This is a genomic window from Streptomyces sp. AP-93 (assembly GCF_022808175.1).
GTDB lineage: Bacteria > Actinomycetota > Actinomycetes > Streptomycetales > Streptomycetaceae > Streptomyces.
In genome coordinates this window covers 364,713-379,879 of sequence record NZ_JALGBX010000001.1, presented here as the reverse complement: position 1 = coordinate 379,879, position 15,167 = coordinate 364,713, and the positions used below count along the sequence as shown (strand labels likewise).

Genomic DNA, 15,167 nt, shown 5'->3' with positions numbered 1-15,167 from the left:
GGAGCAACTGAAACCATGTCGGTTTCCGTAACCCTTCCGGCGCTCGGTGAGAGCGTCACTGAGGGCACTGTCACCCGTTGGCTGAAGGCCGAGGGCGAGCGCGTCGAGGCCGACGAGCCGCTGCTCGAGGTCTCGACCGACAAGGTCGACACCGAGATCCCGTCCCCCGTGTCGGGCATCCTGGCCTCCATCAAGGTCGCCGAGGACGAGACCGTCGAGGTCGGCGCCGAGCTGGCCGTCATCGACGACGGCTCGGGCGCGCCGGCCGCTGCCGCGGCTCCGGCTGCCGCGGCTCCGGCCGCTCCGGCCCCCGTCGCCGAGGCCCCCGCGGCCCCGGCCGCCGCCGCTCCGGCCACCGCCGGTACCGATGTCGTGCTCCCCGCCCTGGGCGAGTCCGTCACCGAGGGCACCGTCACCCGCTGGCTGAAGCAGGTCGGCGAGTCCGTCGAGGCCGACGAGCCGCTGCTCGAGGTCTCGACCGACAAGGTCGACACCGAGATCCCCGCCCCGGTCGCCGGCGTCCTGCTGGAGATCCTGGTCGCCGAGGACGAGAACGCCGAGGTCGGCGCGCGTCTGGCCGTCATCGGCGCGGCGGGCGCGGCTCCCGCGGCCGCTCCGGCCGCCGCTGCTCCGGCTCCGGTCGCCGCTCCGGCGCCCGTGGCCGCTCCGGCTCCCGTGGCCGCCCCGGTTGCCGCCCCGGCGCCCGTCGCCGCCCCGGTTGCCGCTCCGGCTCCCGTGGCCGCCCCGGTTGCCGCCCCGGCCCCCGTGGCCGCTCCGGCTCCGGTCGCTCCGGCTCCGGTCGCTCCGGTCGCCCCCGCCGCCCCGGTTTCCGCCGGTGACGAGGGTGCCTACGTGACCCCGCTGGTGCGCAAGCTCGCCACGGAGTCCGGCGTCAACCTGTCCGCGGTCTCGGGCACCGGTGTCGGTGGCCGCATCCGCAAGCAGGACGTCCTGGCCGCCGCCGAGGCCGCCAAGGCCGCCGCTGCCGCCCCGGCGCCGGCTGCTGCCGCTCCCGCCGCCAAGGCCGCGGTCGCCGCGGTCTCGGAGCTGCGCGGTCAGACCGTCAAGATGACCCGCATGCGCAAGGTCATCGGCGACAACATGATGAAGGCCCTGCACTCGCAGGCGCAGCTCAGCTCCGTGGTCGAGGTGGACATCACCAAGATCATGAAGCTGCGCGAGAAGGCCAAGGCCGGCTTCCTCGCCCGCGAGGGCGTCAAGCTGTCCCCGATGCCGTTCTTCGTCAAGGCCGCGGCCCAGGCGCTGAAGGCCCACGCGGTCGTCAACGCCCGGATCAACGAGGACGAGGGCACCATCACCTACTTCGACTCGGAGAACATCGGCATCGCCGTGGACTCCGAGAAGGGCCTGATGACCCCGGTCATCAAGGGTGCCGGTGACCTCAACCTGGCGGGCATCTCCAAGGCGACCGCCGACCTGGCCTCCAAGGTCCGCGGCAACAAGATCACGCCGGACGAGCTGTCGGGCGCGACCTTCACCATCAGCAACACCGGCTCGCGCGGTGCGCTGTTCGACACGGTCATCGTGCCCCCGAACCAGGTCGCCATCCTGGGCATCGGCGCGACGGTCAAGCGCCCGGTGGTCATCGAGACCGCCGAGGGCACGAACATCGGCATCCGCGACATGACGTACCTGACCCTGTCCTACGACCACCGCCTGGTGGACGGCGCGGACGCGGCCCGGTACCTCTCGGCCGTCAAGGCGATCCTCGAGGCCGGCGAGTTCGAGGTCGAGCTCGGCCTGTAAGGCCTCTGCGGCAGCGGTTCACGACTGTCGCCACGGCGCCCCCGCCCGGGATGCAAGTCCCGGGCGGGGGCGCCGTCGTCGTACGCTGGGCCCTGCCCCGGACCCCGCCGCGGACGCCGCCCGCGGACGCTCGCGCCGCCCTCGCGCCGCGCCCGCGACCGGCCCCGCGCCACGCCTGTAACCAGCCTCACGCTGCGCCTCTGACCAGGAACGCATCGCGACGAGCGGCTCCGCCGTATTGTCTACGCATCAAGGCCCCGCATGACCCTGCACACCCACCAGGAGATGAAGCCCCGATGATCACCCCACCCGTCGTGCACTCGCTGCGCGAGCAGATCCGCGAGCACATCGTGGAGGGGATCGTCAGCGGGCGCTGGAAGCCCGGTGAGCGGATCGTGGAGCGCCGGATCGCGGTGGAGCTGGAGGTCAGCCAGACACCCGTGCGCGAGGCCCTGCGCGAGCTGGAGACGCTGCGGCTGATCGAGTCGGCGCCGAACAAGGGGGTGCGCGTACGGAACCTGTCGGCGGCGGACCTGGAGGAGATCTACCCGGTCCGGGCGGGCCTGGAGCAGATCGCGGCCGAGCTCGCCGCGCCCCGGCTGGCGGCCGACTGCTCGGCCCTGGAACCGCACGTGGCGGCCCTGTGGGAGGCCGACCGCAGCGCGGACGGCACGGCCCAGGTGCGGCACACCGTGGGCTTCCACCGGGAGATGGTGCGGGCCGCCGGGAACAGCGTGCTGCTGCACACCTGGGAGTCCCTGGGCATCGAGGTCTTCACGGCCCTGTCCATCCGGTGGCTGGGAACCGTCCAGAAGTCCTACGCCGAAGAGCACGAAGCCCTGGTGGACGCCTTCCGCAATCAGGACCCGGACATCGGCCTGCTCGTGAAGCGGCACGTTCTGGGGTGCGCGCCGCGGGCTTGATCTCGCCCTTCGAGACGCGCTCGACCGCCCACCTTGTCCCGATTTGCCCGGCACTGGGTGCCCATTTTCATGGCACCCGGTGCCGACTTTTGCCAGATTGACGTTTCTTCGTCACTTTCATTTGATCGATCATCGATCAGCGCCTTACAGTCATCCGCGGACCCCACCCGGGTCCAACGACCCTGTCCTGCCCGTCAGGGATTTCTTCACCACCTCTCCTTTGTCCGGAAGGCGGCGCACACCGATGTCCGACCCCGTAGGAAAGCTTCCGAGCGAGCTCGACCAGCTCCCGGACCGCGACACCGAGGAGACCGCCGAATGGGCGGCCTCGCTCGACGCCGTCGCCAAGGCCGCCGGTACGCGCCGCGCCGAGTACCTGCTCCGTCGCACCCTTCAGCACGCCGAGGCCGCCGGTCTCGCACTGCCGAAGCTGCTCGAGACGGACTACGTCAACACCATCCCCACCGCCGCGGAGCCCGAGTTCCCGGGCGACGAGGCGATGGAAGCCAGGATCACCGCGTGGAACCGCTGGAACGCGGCCGCCATGGTGACCCGCGGCTCCAAGTACGGCGTCGGCGGCCACATCGCCACCTTCGCCTCCGCCGCGTGGCTGTACGAGACCGGCTTCCAGCACTTCTTCCGCGGGAAGGAGGCCGACGGATCGGGCGACCAGCTCTACATCCAGGGCCACGCCTCCCCCGGCATCTACGCCCGCGCCTTCCTCGACGGCCGGATCTCCGAGCAGCAGCTCGACAAGTTCCGCCAGGAAGCCGGCGGCAACGGCCTCCCGTCCTACCCCCACCCGCGGCGCCTGCCGTGGCTGTGGGAGTTCCCGACGGTCTCCATGGGCCTCGGCCCGCTCTCCGCGATCTACCAGGCGCGCTTCAACCGCTACCTGCAGAACCGGAGCATCAAGGACACCGCCAACTCGCACGTCTGGGCCTTCCTGGGCGACGGCGAGATGGACGAGCCCGAGTCGACCGCCGCCCTGGCCCTGGCCTCCCGCGAGCAGCTCGACAACCTGACCTTCGTCATCAACTGCAACCTGCAGCGCCTCGACGGTCCGGTCCGCGCGAACTTCCGCGTGGTGCAGGAGCTGGAAGCCCAGTTCCGCGGCGCCGGCTGGAACGTCATCAAGTCGCTGTGGGGCTCCGCCTGGGACGAGCTGTTCCAGCTCGACACCACGGGCGCCCTGGTGCGCCGCCTGCGCGAGGTACCCGACGCGCAGTTCCAGACGTACGCGACCCGCGACGTGGCCTACATCCGCCAGCACTTCTTCGGCGCCAACGCCGAGCTCGTGCAGCTGGCCGGTGTGCTCTCCGACGCGAAGATCGCCGAGTGCTTCCACACCTCCCGCGGCGGCCACGAGCCCCGCAAGGTCTACGCCGCGTACAAGGCCGCGCTGGAGCACAAGGGTGCTCCGACGGTCATCCTCGCGCAGACCGTCAAGGGCTACACGCTGGGCGCCGGGTTCGAGTCGAAGAACGCGAACCACCAGATGAAGAAGCTGACGATCGACGAGTTCAAGGACATGCGTGACCTCCTTGGCCTCCCGATCCCGGACAGCGCCTTCGCCGACGGCCAGGTCCCGTACGGTCACCCGGGCGCAAACAGCCCCGAGGTGCAGTACCTGAACGAGCGCCGCGCGGCGCTCGGCGGCCCGGCCCCGGCCCGCAAGGTCAAGCACGTGGCCCTGCCCGCTCCGGCGGACCGTTCCTTCGCCCCGCTGCTCAAGGGCTCCGGCAAGCAGGAGATGGCCACCACCATGGCCTTCGTCCGGCTCGTCAAGGACCTGATGCGGGACAAGGAGACCGGCAAGCGCTGGGTGCCGATCGTCCCCGACGAGGCCCGTACCTTCGGTATGGAGTCGCTCTTCCCGTCGGCCGGCATCTACTCGCCGCTGGGCCAGACGTACGAGCCGGTCGACCGCGACCAGCTCATGTACTACAAGGAAGCCAAGGACGGCCAGATCCTCAACGAGGGGATCACCGAGGCCGGCGCCATGGCCGACTTCATCGCCGCCTGTACGTCGTACGCGACGCACGGCGAGCCGATGATCCCGTTCTACATCTTCTACTCGATGTTCGGCTGGCAGCGCACCGCCGACCAGATGTGGCAGCTCGCCGACCAGCTCGGCAAGGGCTTCATCGTCGGCGCCACCGCCGGCCGCACCACCCTGACCGGTGAGGGCCTGCAGCACGCGGACGGCCACTCGCACCTGATCGCGTCCACGAACCCGGCGTCGCTCAACTACGACCCGGCCTTCGCGTACGAGATCGCGGTGATCGTCAAGGACGGTCTGCGCCGGATGTACGGCGAGAAGCCGGAAGACGTCTTCTACTACCTGACGGTCTACAACGAGCCGAAGCCGCAGCCGGCCATGCCCGAGGGCGTGGAAGAGGGCATCCTGCGCGGTCTCTACCGCTTCAACACGGCGGCGGACCTCGCGGAGGCGGCCCCGGCCGCCGACGCCCCGAAGATCCAGCTGATGGCCTCCGGTACGGCCATCCACTGGGCGCTGGACGCGCAGAAGCTGCTCGCCGCAGACTGGAACGTGGCCGCCGACGTCTGGTCCGCCACCTCCTGGGGCGAGCTGCGCCGCGACGCGCTGGAGTGCGACGAGGCGCTGCTGCGCGGGGAGATGCGCACCCCGTTCGTCACCCGCGCCCTGGAGGGCGTCACCAGCCCGGTGCTCGCCGTCTCCGACTGGATGCGTCAGGTCCCGGACCAGATCAGCCAGTGGGTCGAGCAGGACTACACCTCGCTGGGCACGGACGGCTTCGGCCTCTCCGACACCCGCGAGGGCGCCCGCCGCCACTTCGGTGTCGACGCCCAGTCGATCGTGGTGGCCGCGCTGGCCCAGCTCGCCCGCCGCGGCGAGGTACCGGCGTCCTCCATCAAGGAGGCCCGGGAGCGCTACGGCCTGTAGGCCCTGGCGGCCCGGACGGCCGGCGTTCTGAACGACCGTGAGGCGGTCCGCTCCTTCGGGGGCGGGCCGCCTTTCGCGTTCCCCGGGCCGCCTCCGGCCGCGGTTCTACGGGCTGCGGTTCTACGGGCTGCGGTTCTACGGCTTCGCTTCTACGGTTGCGGTTCTACGGCTGCGGCCGGGCCGGAGCGGACGCGAGCCGGTCGGCGCGCGCCCGGGCCTCGTCGAGCAGGCGCACGGCGTCCTTCTCCGTCTCCCGCAGCAGGGCGTCGGCCCGCTCCTTGGCATGCTCCAGCAGCCCGATGGCGTTCGCCTGCGCCTCGTCCAGCATCCGGCGGGCGGTCGCCCGGGCCGCGGCCACGTCCTCGGCGGCCTGCTCGCGCACGCGCCGGACGTCCCGCTCGACCCTGGCGCGCAGCTCCCCGGCCTCCCGCTCGGTCCGGCGCAGCAGCTCGGCGGCGGCCTCGTCGGCCGCGGCCGTACGGGGCTGCGGGCCCGGCCCCGGACCCGGGTCCGGGAGCTCCGCGCGCAGCCGGGCCACCACCGTGGCGGCGTCCGGCGGGCGGTGCGCGGGGTCCTTGGCGAGCAGGCTCGCCACCAGGTCCGCGATGCCGGGCGGGACACCGGGCGCGTTCCGGGCGGTGAGCGGGCGCGGAGCCTCGTAGAGCTGCTGCCGCAGGAGGGCGTGCGGGGCCGGGTTCGTGAAGGGCGGGCGCCCGGTGAAGCCCTCGTAGAGCAGGCAGCCGAGGCTGTAGAGGTCGGTGCGGTGGTCGATGCCCCGGTCCCCGCGGCACTGCTCGGGAGACATGTAGGGGAGCGTGCCCAGCGCGGTGCCGCCGGCGGTGAGCTCGCCGAGGCGCAAGCTTTCGCGGAGGATCTTGGCGAGGCCGAAGTCGAGCACCTTGACCACGCCCTCGCCGGTGAGCATGGCGTTCTGCGGCTTGATGTCCCGGTGCAGGATGCCGTGCGCGTGCGCGGCGACGAGCGCGGACCCGATCTGGCCGGCCCAGTCGGCGACCTCGTGCCAGGCCGGACGCGGGCCGGAGTGGAAGACGGCCCTCAGGTCCCGGCCGTCGACGTGCTCCATGACCAGGTAGAGGGTCCGGCGGCCCGCCACCACGTCCTCGCCGCAGTCGTGGACGGTCACGGTGTGCCGGTGCGGGAGGTTCGCCGCGGAGCGCACCTCGTGGACGAAGCGCCGCTCGACCTGGTCCCCGTACCGGCCGGGTACGGCGTCGACGAGTTTGGCGGCGACGGCCCGGCGCATGCGCACGTCCTCCGCGGCCCAGACCTCGCCCATGCCGCCCCCGCCGAGGCGCTCTCCGAGCCGGTATCGGCCTCCGAGCAATTCCCCCCGCATCCCCGTGCCCCTTCCCTCCGCCCGTTCCCGGTCACCCGTTCCCGCTCACCCGTTCCCGGCCGCCGGGTCGCCGGTCACCCGTTCCCGGTCCGAGTATGCGGCCGTGCGGGGGTCTCGGACCGGCCTTTCGCGGCATGCGCGGTGGCGGCGAGGGGGTGTACCCGTGATGCTTGAGCGGTGATGGACGAGACGGAGTTCTGGGAGATGGTCGACCGTACCCGCGAGGCCGCCGAGGGCGACCCCGAGGAACACGCCGAGTTGCTCGTGGAGCGGCTGGCGCAGCTCGACCCGGACTCCGTCCTGGACTTCGCCCGGCACTTCGAGTCGCGGTACAACCGGGCCTACACCTGGGACCTGTGGGGCGCGGCGTGGGTGCTGCTCGACGGGGCCAGCGACGACGCGTTCGACTACTTCCGGTGCTGGCTGATCGGCCAGGGCCGGGAGGTCTTCGAGGGCGGGGTGCACGATCCGGACCAGCTCGCGGAGCTCCTCGACGAGTTCGACGAGGAGATCGACGGGGACGGCGAGGAGCTGGGGTACGCGGCTGACGAGGCGTACGAGCAGCTGACCGGGTCGGTCGCGCCGGATCTGGGGATCCCGCTGCAGGCGGCGGAGCCGGAGGGCGCTGCGCTGGACTTCGAGAACGAAGCCGTGCTCGCGGAGCGCTTCCCCCGGCTGTGGGACCGCTTCAGGGGCTGACGCCCCCGCCGTTGCGTCAGTAGTGCGTGCCGCCGTCGATGCGGATCTCCGTGCCGGTGATGAAGGCGCCGTCCTCGGAGCCCAGCATGGCGACGACGCCGGCGACCGTCTGCGGGCCGGCGAAGCCCTGGCCGAGGGCCGGGGCGAGCTTGGCGAACAGGCTCCAGTCGGTGTCCTCGGGCAGGCCGGGGCCGGTGCCGGTGGTCATGCCGCTCTCGATGGAGCCGGGCGCGACGGCGACGAAGCGCAGCCCCTGCTTGCTGTACTCGGCGGCCAGCGCGTGGGTCATGGACTGGATGCCGCCCTTGCTGGCCGCGTAGGCGCTCATGTAGGGGTGGGCGAAGGACGCCGAGGTGGAGCTGAAGTTGACGACGACCGGCTGGTCGCCCGCCAGCAGCGCCGGGAGCGACTCGCGGATGACCAGGAACGTACCGGTCAGGTTCACCGCGATGATCTTGTTCCAGAACTCGAGCGTGGTCTGGTGGGTGTGCGCGGAGCGCAGGATCCCCGCGGCGTTGACCAGCACGTCGATCCCGGTGAGGGCGTCGACCGCGGCGGCCACGCCCGCCTTGACGGCGGCCTCGTCGGATATGTCGAGGACCGCGGTGGTGAGGCGGTCCGCGTGCCCGTCGGCTGCCGCCTGGTCGGCGGTGGCCTTGAGGCCGGCTTCGTTGACGTCCACGGTGTGGACGCGGCCGCCCTCGGAGAGGATGCGGTGGACGGTGGCCTGGCCGATGCCGGAGCCGCCGCCGGTGATGAGGACGCGACGTCCTTCGTAACGGTTCATGAGGGGGAGCGTACTCGCGCCATGACACGTTTTGCCACCCTGTCAAAACATGCAATTGCGACCCGGGGCCAAGGTATCCTTCCCCGGTGAGATCCCCTCGTCCGTACTCTCCCCAGGCCGGCCCCGGAGCCCAGTCGCTGAACGAGCGCCGCAAGGCGGCGACCCAGCTCGACATCGCCCGCGCCGCCTGCGAACTCTTCGCCGAGCACGGCCCCGACGGCACCACCGCCGAGGACATCGCCCACCGCGCGGGCGTGGCACTGCGCACCTTCTACCGCTACTTCCGCAACAAGCAGGAGGCCGTCGCCCCCCTGCTCGCGGGCGGCGGCGACGCCTGGCGCGCGCTGCTCGCCGAGGAGGACCCCGGCACCCCGCTCACCGAGGCCCTGGAGCGCGCCGTCACCCGCTCCCTCACCGGCCCCCAGGCCCTCGACGAGGGCCTGGAGGTCACCCGCGGCCTGCTGCGCGCCGCCACGACCGACGAGGCCCTGCGGGCCGTCTGGTACCGGGTCAACCAGGACTCCGAGGAGCGCCTGGTCCCGGTCGTCGCCCGGCTCGCCGGCCCCGACGCCGAACCCCTCGCCGTCCGCCTCCTCGCGGCGGCGGCCACGGACGCGATCCGCATCTCCCTGGAGCTCTGGTCCACCACGGACACCCCGCCCTCGGGCCCCGGCTCCCCCGCGGAACTGGCGGTCCGCTGCCTACGCGACCTCACGGGCGCGATGCCCCTGATGCGCTGAGCACACCCGTCACAGGAACCGGGCGGACTTCTCCTTCAAGTGCTCCGCGAAGAAGGCGGGGGCGTCGGGCCGCATCCGGGCCAGCGCGACCATCGCCGTCACGATGACGTCGGCGACCTCCGCCTCCACGTCCGCCCAGGTGTGCGAGTTCCCCTTGCGGGGATTGGTTCCCTTGGCCCCGATGACGGCCTGCGCGGCCTCCCCGAACTCCTCCCCGATCTTCAGGATCTGCAGCGTCACGCTCTCCTCGTGCGCCACCCCGCGCTCCCGGTCATGCGCGTCGAACCGCGCCACGAGCGCCCCGATGGTCTTCCACGTGTCGTCCATCCCCCGAAGCTAGCGCCACACGACAAAGCCCCGCCCCCTTCTCGGAGAAGGGGGCGGGGCTTCGTGCGATCAGTGCGTCAGCACGGCACGGCTTAGAGGTCGAAGATTTACTCATACATCCCACTGACCTGCGGCGATGCACTCAAAACAAGATCATCTTGCACAAACACTGCACATGCGGACCTCGATGCGCGCCGGCCCCCTGCGGGCGGCCCGCGGTCGGGCCCCCTCCGGCCCCGCAAGAGCCCAGCCGTCGAGGTAACCGTAAGTAGTCAAGACTCTCTTCCGCATTCGCCGCCCGGACCGCCCGACGACGGGTTCGCGGCACCCCACCCTCCGCGGCAGCGGGGAAGGCTTTACGCGCTAACCTCCCTGCTTTAAGCGCTAAATCGCAGGTTTGCATGCAGAGTTGACGGACAGTCTGGAAGCTGCGTAACGTTGCGCCTTGTTAGAGCCGGACGCCAACCGGCCATCTCAGAAGGGATGTTGTAGATGTCCATCACCATCGACTCCTCGCGCCTGTCGCTGACCCGCGAGGAGTCCACTTTCCTGGCCATACGGACGAAGCAGGGAGGTCGCACCGTCTACACGACGCGTGTCCCGCTGGCCGAACTGCCGGTCATCCTCCCGCTCCCCGACCCGTCCAAGCCCGACCCGGACAACCGCCAGGTCGACCTCATCCACGCCAAGGGGTTCAGCCACTACCTCGCCGAAAACCCGGGCTGGGTCGCGCCGGCCCTGCTCATCCGCGACACCGGCGGCTGCCGGTTCGAGCCGATCAGCGCGGACGGGACCGTCGGCTACCTCACCGTCCCGTGGGCCATCGGCGGCATCGGACGGCTCGTCACGATCGACGGACAGCACCGAGTCCTCGGTATCCACCTGGAGAAGAAGCGGATCACGGACGACATCGCACGTGTCGACCGCGAGGTGTTCCGCGCCAGCCCCGCCAAGAAGGAGAAGCTGGAGGCTGACCGGGAGGGCCTGATCCGCCAGCTCCAACGCCTCAAGGAGGAGTTCGTCGGCGTGGACATCTACGTCGAGACCGACGCGGTCAAGGGCCAGCAGATGTTCGTGGACGTGGCCGACAACGCCAAGGGCATCTCCGGCGCCGTCCGAGCCCGCTTCGACACCTCCCGCATCGCCAACCGCACGCTCACCGACATCGTCGCCCACCCCCTCTTCGCGGGGAAGATCGACATCGAGCGCGACCGTATGACCCTGGCCAACCGCAACTTCATGGGCGTCAAGCACGTCGCGGACATCACCCGGGCCGTCATCGCCGGACCCGGCGGACGGATGAACAAGAAGGTCGAGGCGCTGACGGACACCGAGGTCATCGAGAACGTCCGCGGCTTCCTGGACATCGCCTCCACCTCCTTCACCGACCTCGCGGCGATCACGGAGGAGGACGTCGACAACTACGACCCGGCCCTGTCCGTCAAGAAGAAGGACGAGCCGGCGGCCCCGCCCACCAAGGCCATGCTGCTTCGCTCGAACTCCCTCCTCGGCTCCGTCGGCATGCTTCGCGTCCTCGGTGGCGTCTACCGCAACATCAAGGAGGAAGGCGCCGAGGACGGCGACATCCAGGAGTTCTTCAAGCGCCTGGACCGCCACATGACCGCCCCGGTCTCGGAGAACAGCATCTGGCTCACCACCGATGCGAAGGACGACTTCGAGCCCAACGCGTCCGCGCCGATCATGCGCCAGCAGAACATCGTCCACCTGACCAAGGTCATCACCGACTGGTACAAGAAGGCGCCCGCCGCCATCTGACCCACCTAGAACACCGAAGCCCCCTCCACGTCGCATGCGGAGGGGGCTTCGGCTGTTCCACTATACGAACGACGGCCGTCTGGGCTCTACGCGGCCGTGCCGTACATGTTCCGCAGCGCGCTCCGGACCTTCGCACCAGCGCTCGCAACGCGGTGCACGTACTTCCGCAGCGTGAACGCGGGATCGGCATGTCCAAGCCGATCGGCGAGGGTGTAAATGTCCACCCCTGCCTCGATCATCATCGACGCGTACAGGTGGCGCAGGGCGTGCATCATCTTGTCCCGCGACTTCTCCCAGCGCCGCTTTCCCTTGGCTTTCAGCTCGGGGTCCAGGTCCGCGATGATGCCGACGGCCGCGAGCGCCGGCTTCCAGACGAAGCTGTTGAAGTAGTTCTTGTTCACGGGCTTCTTCTCACGCGAGTAGAAGATGATCCGCACGGTCACCGGATCGCCGTCCTTGGTCTCGTGCGGCAGCGTGACCTCGATCGGCGGGTACTTCTCCATGTGCTCCAGAAGCGCGATCCCCACCTCCTCGCCCAGCTCGATCCACCGGTCCTTCGGATTGAGGTCGTCCTCGCCCTTCGCGCCGTCGAAGACCATGACCGACCCGTCCCAGGCGATCTGACGCTGCACGTGCACCATCGGACCGTCGGGATGGTCCCAGATGATGTCGATGTCGCTCAGCCCGAAGATCTCACCCTGGCGGAGACCGAGGCCGCGGCCGACGTCCACGATCGCCTTCCAGCGGTCCGCAAGCTCGACCCGGATCTTGTCCGACTGCTCCCAGGTGATCGGAAGCTCCTTCGCCGTCGGCTTCGACCGCCGCGGCTTCTGCTGCTTCACGGTGAACGCCCGGCAGGGGTTCTTGCGGATCAGGTCGTCGTCCACCGCGAGATCGAACATGGACTGCATCTCGCTGAGGATCAGACCGACGTACGTCTCGTCGAGCACCCGCTTACGATCCACGATCCACCGCAGGATGGTGCTGGCCGTGACCTCATTGAGCTGCATCCCGCCGATCCACTGGTCCTTGATGTGCACGCGGGTTCGGGATTCGACCTGATAGTGGGATCGGGGGTTCGGGTACTGCTTGGCGCCCAGCCACATGTCCACGAGGGCGCTCATCAACATCTTCCCCTTCTTGGGGTCGATGTACGTGCCGGCGTCGACCTCGGACCGCATCTTGTTCTCGTGCTTCTTGGCGTCGGTCTCCTTGGTGAACGCCTCGGAGTCCTGCGCACCGTCAGGGTCGCGCCAACGGGCCTGCCAGCGCTTCGGCGCCCCATGCGACTGCTGCGCGAACTTGCCCTTGTGCTCGCACCTGGGGGCCTCGGGGTGCCGGGCGGCACACTCCGCGGGCGAGCTGTGGGGGCACGCGAGTGCTTCCTTCGGAGGCCGGGCCCAGTGCCAACGGTCGTACGGCACGCAAAAGCTCCTGATGGTGAGAACGAAGAAGAGGGAGTGGCCACCGCGGGCTACGGGTTCTGCTGCGCCTTCTGGGCGTCCCACCAGGATTCGACGTCGTCCCAGGCGAAGCGCAGGTGCCGGCCGACGAGAACAGCCGGGGGCCCCTTCTTCGCGTGCCGCCACTGGTACAGCGTGGGCACCGGGATTTGAAGGAAGGCGGCCACCTCTTCGGTCGTGGCCTTCGGACGCCGTGCAGCAGAACGCCGATCCTGGGACGCAGTCACTGCGACCGCCCGGAGAGCGACTTCGGGCAGAGTAGCCGAGACTCCTGCCCTGCCTGGGCAATACGGGAATTGCTCATTGGCGGACTCCGTCCGCTCCGGCCCCAGGGCGCACACCACACGCGCCTCAACGGCGTTCCCGGCAGTGGTACCGGGCTCTCCGTCTCTCAAAGCCTCGTGTTAGATCCGATCATCCTTCATCGTCATTGTCACGGAGCTGCCCAGGGTTTCCCTCCCATGGAGCAGTGCCTGGGCCGGCTTCGCCACGGTGTGCGCCTACACGGATCTCCGTCTTCCGCTCGCGCAGGGCTCGTTGTCGGTGGGGGCGCCTACTCTCCTGGCGTGACCATTCCGATCGCTGGCGCCGTCGCCGTCTCCGATGCCCGTGCGCACAGTCTTGAACCGGCGGAGGAGTACCCGGGTAGGGCGATGGACTACTGGAAGCTCACCTGCCTGGTCTGCGGCGCGCCGGTCCGCACGAAGCTGAGCACGATCCGGCAGCAGACCAAGCGGGGGCAGGGGTCGTGTACGCCCTGGGGGCACCGCAAGAAGCGCGAGTCACATCTGGCCCGGACGCGTACGCGGTCGTACGAGACGATGCGGCAGGCCCGGTTCGAGCCCCTGGTGGAGTACCCGGGGGTCGGTGAGCCGTGGCCGTCAGGCTGCATGGTCTGCGGCACCGTGCAGAGCCCCTGCGAGGGCGACGTGCGGGCCGGACACGGCTGCAAGACGTGTGCGCGCCGGGCGAACGGGGAGACGCAGCGGCTGCGAAAGGCCGAGACCGCCGTGGCGGATATGGGTTCGCGCGGATGGATTCCGTTGGCTGGATACCCCGGCGCTGCCCAGTGGTGGCTGTGCCGGTGCCCGGTGTGCGGGAAGCCGGCGGAGGTGAAACTGAACGCCGTCCGGAGGGGGCAGACGTCCTGCAACCCGTGCCGGTACGGGCGTCTGGCGGAGGGGGCTAGGCGTGCAGTGGGCGAGGCGGTACTGCTGATGGAGGCGGCCGGTTGGGAGCCGGTCGGCGAGTACCCGGGGAACGCGAACGCGCCGTGGGAGTGCGGCTGTAGGGACTGCGGGAACATCAGCTTCCCCGGCGTCGCGAGTGCGAGGAAGGGAAGCCGGTGCGGATTTTGTTCGACCCGTGGTCTCAAACTCGCCGAGCCGGCGCTGCTGTATCTGCTTCACCACCCTGAACTTCGGGCCTACAAGATCGGAACGGGCGGACCACGGGGTCGACTGCCGCGGCTGCGGCAGCACACCCGGCGAGGGTGGCTGGTTTACCGCAGACGGCTGTTCGAGACTGGCGCGCAGGCGTACCTGGTCGAGCAGCGGGTGTTGCGGTGGCTTCGGGTGGACAGGGAGCTACCGCAGTGGCTGTCGCCCGAGCAGATGCCTCAGAACGGCGCCTCGGAAACGGTGTGCGCGGACGAGCTATCACTGGCCGAGGTATGGGCCCGTGCACGTATGGAAATCGCCCTGTTGCCTGGACAGTCGGACGCGCCGGTATCTGCCGGGTACGTCCCGAGGGCCGAGCAGTTCGACGGCGTGCGGTCGGTTCCGGCTTAGATGATCTCCCCGTACAGGTCGAAGAAGGTGACCGGCGCCGGGATGGTCGCGCCGCACGCCTCGTGTACGAGGACGGTGTCGGTGTACCGGGGGCCGGGCTGGCTCTCGATCAGGAACTTCACGATCTTGGCGCGGTTGGGCATCTTCAACTTCCCCGCGGTTCCTGCCCCGCCGCGCTGTTCCGCGCCGTTGGACTGCGTGATCTTCACGATGCAGCGGTCGAGGAGCGCGGTGTTCTGCTGGGCGGGGTTGTCCTGCGCGAGGCCGGCGACGTGGGCGTAGTCGGACCCGATAGGAAGCCGGACGTTAGCGGTGGCGCCGTCGCGCAGGGGTACGGCGTATTCGATGCGCTCGGGGTCGTCGAGGTGCTTGACGGGGATGTCGTCGGTGGAGACGGCTGCCTCGAAGCTCTGGCCGCAGTCGGGGCAGGTGGCGGCAGTGAGGGTGACGGTGTCGCCGAAGGTGGCCTTGCGGATGCCCAGGACGAGTAGTTCGCGGTCTCCCAGGAGCAGCTCCTGGGCGAGTGCGCGGTTCATGGTCTCGTTGCCGATGCGTACGACACCTCGGTTGAGGATGGCGTCGAGGGTCTTGGAGTAGTCGGTGCCGACG

Annotated in this window: 13 protein-coding genes; 7 read left to right on the top strand and 6 right to left on the bottom strand. The window is 70.0% G+C overall.

Annotated features, from left to right (window positions below; translation table 11 throughout):
• Positions 1-15: 15 nt before the first annotated feature.
• From sucB to aceE, 3 genes are all read left to right on the top strand, one after another.
• Positions 16-1,767, top strand: a complete 1,752-nt coding sequence (gene sucB / locus MTF69_RS01840; RefSeq protein ID WP_243329977.1) for a 2-oxoglutarate dehydrogenase, E2 component, dihydrolipoamide succinyltransferase — start codon at positions 16-18, stop codon at positions 1,765-1,767.
• 299 nt (positions 1,768-2,066) lie between these two features.
• On the top strand, positions 2,067-2,690 hold the full coding sequence (locus MTF69_RS01835; protein ID WP_243330441.1) for a GntR family transcriptional regulator: 624 nt from the start codon (positions 2,067-2,069) through the stop codon (positions 2,688-2,690).
• Between the two features lie 244 nt (positions 2,691-2,934).
• Positions 2,935-5,619: a pyruvate dehydrogenase (acetyl-transferring), homodimeric type gene (aceE, locus tag MTF69_RS01830; RefSeq protein WP_243329975.1), complete on the top strand. Its 2,685-nt coding sequence runs from the start codon at positions 2,935-2,937 to the stop codon at positions 5,617-5,619.
• Between the two features lie 163 nt (positions 5,620-5,782).
• Here aceE and MTF69_RS01825 read toward each other — a convergent pair whose 3' ends face one another.
• The gene (locus tag MTF69_RS01825; protein WP_243329972.1) at positions 5,783-6,976 is read right to left on the bottom strand and encodes a serine/threonine-protein kinase; all 1,194 of its coding nucleotides are present in this window, start codon (positions 6,974-6,976) and stop codon (positions 5,783-5,785) included.
• Between the two features lie 180 nt (positions 6,977-7,156).
• Between MTF69_RS01825 and MTF69_RS01820 the strand changes: the two genes are divergently transcribed.
• Entirely contained in the window at positions 7,157-7,675 is a 519-nt protein-coding gene (locus MTF69_RS01820; RefSeq protein ID WP_243330439.1) for a DUF4240 domain-containing protein, read from the top strand.
• Positions 7,676-7,691: 16 nt separating this feature from the next.
• Here MTF69_RS01820 and MTF69_RS01815 read toward each other — a convergent pair whose 3' ends face one another.
• On the bottom strand, positions 7,692-8,462 hold the full coding sequence (locus tag MTF69_RS01815; protein WP_243329970.1) for an SDR family NAD(P)-dependent oxidoreductase: 771 nt from the start codon (positions 8,460-8,462) through the stop codon (positions 7,692-7,694).
• 86 nt (positions 8,463-8,548) lie between these two features.
• On the opposite strand from MTF69_RS01815, the gene MTF69_RS01810 reads away from it, so the two are divergent.
• Entirely contained in the window at positions 8,549-9,202 is a 654-nt protein-coding gene (locus MTF69_RS01810) for a TetR/AcrR family transcriptional regulator (protein ID WP_243329969.1), read from the top strand.
• Between the two features lie 9 nt (positions 9,203-9,211).
• Here MTF69_RS01810 and MTF69_RS01805 read toward each other — a convergent pair whose 3' ends face one another.
• Positions 9,212-9,529, bottom strand: coding sequence for a MazG-like family protein (locus tag MTF69_RS01805; protein WP_243329966.1), 318 nt, complete (start codon positions 9,527-9,529; stop codon positions 9,212-9,214).
• Between the two features lie 492 nt (positions 9,530-10,021).
• On the opposite strand from MTF69_RS01805, the gene MTF69_RS01800 reads away from it, so the two are divergent.
• A complete protein-coding gene (locus MTF69_RS01800; protein ID WP_243329965.1) occupies positions 10,022-11,305 on the top strand; it encodes a DNA sulfur modification protein DndB in 1,284 nt (427 codons plus the stop codon).
• Positions 11,306-11,391: 86 nt separating this feature from the next.
• Here the strand turns inward: MTF69_RS01800 and MTF69_RS43315 are convergent, their stop codons facing one another.
• Both MTF69_RS43315 and MTF69_RS43310 read right to left on the bottom strand, forming a co-directional pair.
• On the bottom strand, positions 11,392-12,729 hold the full coding sequence (locus MTF69_RS43315; protein ID WP_243329963.1) for a tyrosine-type recombinase/integrase: 1,338 nt from the start codon (positions 12,727-12,729) through the stop codon (positions 11,392-11,394).
• Positions 12,730-12,779: 50 nt separating this feature from the next.
• Positions 12,780-12,935, bottom strand: a complete 156-nt coding sequence (locus tag MTF69_RS43310; protein ID WP_308401353.1) for a helix-turn-helix domain-containing protein — start codon at positions 12,933-12,935, stop codon at positions 12,780-12,782.
• Between the two features lie 399 nt (positions 12,936-13,334).
• Here MTF69_RS43310 and MTF69_RS01785 point away from each other — a divergent pair, with 399 nt between their 5' ends.
• Positions 13,335-14,558 carry a hypothetical protein gene (locus MTF69_RS01785; RefSeq protein WP_243329960.1) on the top strand — a complete coding sequence of 408 codons (1,224 nt, stop codon included), beginning with the start codon at positions 13,335-13,337 and terminating at the stop codon, positions 14,556-14,558.
• On the opposite strand, the gene MTF69_RS01780 is transcribed toward MTF69_RS01785, so the two are convergent.
• Positions 14,555-15,094 (bottom strand): hypothetical protein, encoded by a 540-nt coding sequence (locus tag MTF69_RS01780; protein WP_243329957.1) that lies wholly within the window; start codon positions 15,092-15,094, stop codon positions 14,555-14,557. The genes MTF69_RS01785 and MTF69_RS01780 overlap by 4 nt on opposite strands.
• Between the last annotated feature and the right edge of the window lie 73 nt (positions 15,095-15,167).

Bases quoted from the DNA above. Each gene is read 5' to 3' on its own strand.
- MTF69_RS01780 (WP_243329957.1), bottom strand. From the start codon at position 15,094: ATGAACCGCGCACTCGCCCAGGAGCTGCTCCTGGGAGACCGCGAACTA.
- MTF69_RS01820 (WP_243330439.1), top strand. From the start codon at position 7,157: ATGGACGAGACGGAGTTCTGGGAGATGGTCGACCGTACCCGCGAGGCC.
- MTF69_RS01815 (WP_243329970.1), bottom strand. From the start codon at position 8,462: ATGAACCGTTACGAAGGACGTCGCGTCCTCATCACCGGCGGCGGCTCC.
- MTF69_RS01825 (WP_243329972.1), bottom strand. From the start codon at position 6,976: ATGCGGGGGGAATTGCTCGGAGGCCGATACCGGCTCGGAGAGCGCCTC.
- aceE (WP_243329975.1), top strand. From the start codon at position 2,935: ATGTCCGACCCCGTAGGAAAGCTTCCGAGCGAGCTCGACCAGCTCCCG.
- MTF69_RS01805 (WP_243329966.1), bottom strand. From the start codon at position 9,529: ATGGACGACACGTGGAAGACCATCGGGGCGCTCGTGGCGCGGTTCGAC.
- MTF69_RS01800 (WP_243329965.1), top strand. From the start codon at position 10,022: ATGTCCATCACCATCGACTCCTCGCGCCTGTCGCTGACCCGCGAGGAG.
- sucB (WP_243329977.1), top strand. From the start codon at position 16: ATGTCGGTTTCCGTAACCCTTCCGGCGCTCGGTGAGAGCGTCACTGAG.